Origin of the sequence: Paenibacillus zanthoxyli JH29, assembly GCF_000520715.1 — a bacterium.
Taxonomy (GTDB): domain Bacteria; phylum Bacillota; class Bacilli; order Paenibacillales; family Paenibacillaceae; genus Paenibacillus_AQ; species Paenibacillus_AQ zanthoxyli.
Genome location: NZ_ASSD01000173.1, coordinates 1 through 850, shown reverse-complemented (window position 1 = coordinate 850; position 850 = coordinate 1). Strand labels below are relative to the sequence as shown.

The window sequence follows — 850 nt, the reverse complement described above, 5'->3', positions numbered from 1 at the left end:
CCGGTTGAACTGCTGATGGCAGTCCCGGCAGAGCAGGCGGGAGCCCAAGGCGGGATTGCCGCAGTTACGGTTCGGGATGAAGGAAAGCTGTTCGCTGTGCCCGCTTCGCTGAAGACGGTGGACCATATCCGGTATGCCGTCATCCACGAGGCAGCCGGTTACCGGACTTACGCGCTGCTGAGCGGCAGGACTTCCTTCTCCGACACCCGTAACCACTGGGTCCGAGGCATCGCCGCAGACCTGGCGGACCGCTTGATGCTTACCGGCGGCGGGGACGGCCGTTTTGCGCCGGACCGCACGGTTACGCGGGCCGAACTGGCGGCGCTCTCCGTCCGAAGCCTCGGGCTTATGGGCGGAGAGATACCTTCCGCCGCCTTCAGTGACGTGCCCGCCTCCTCTTGGGCCTATGGCCCGGCGGCGCTTGCGCACAAGTTCGGCCTGATGTCCGGCTATCCCGGCGGCGTCTTTGGCGGCAGCGGCGGGGTGACCAGGGAGCAGGCCATGGTGGTCGTTTATAACGCCGTCCGTCTGATCCAAGGAAGCGGCGCCGCACCCGATACGGCGAAGACGACTAGCAGCCTGTCCTCTTTCGCGGATCGGACCGAGCTGTCTCCATGGGCTTCGGCGGCAGCGGCTTACCTTATTGACAGCGGCATTGTCAAGGGAGACGGCTCCCGCGAGCTCAGACCAAAGGATACGCTAACAAGAGCGGAAGTAGCCGCTTTGATTCACCGCATGCTTCAGGTGAACGGCTGGATCGACTAAATGTAATATCAAGCACGAAGCGGAGCATCCGCAGGGTTCCTGGAACCTTGGGGGCGCTCCGTTTTTTTGTTTCTGATGAGCAGCG

The 850-nt window shown here is 63.1% G+C and carries 1 protein-coding gene; it reads left to right on the top strand.

What is annotated here, in order from left to right:
• Positions 1–765, top strand: a 765-nt coding sequence (locus L691_RS0106805; RefSeq protein ID WP_025689579.1) for an S-layer homology domain-containing protein, incomplete at its 5' end; no start/stop codon positions are given.
• Positions 766–850 lie beyond the last annotated feature (85 nt).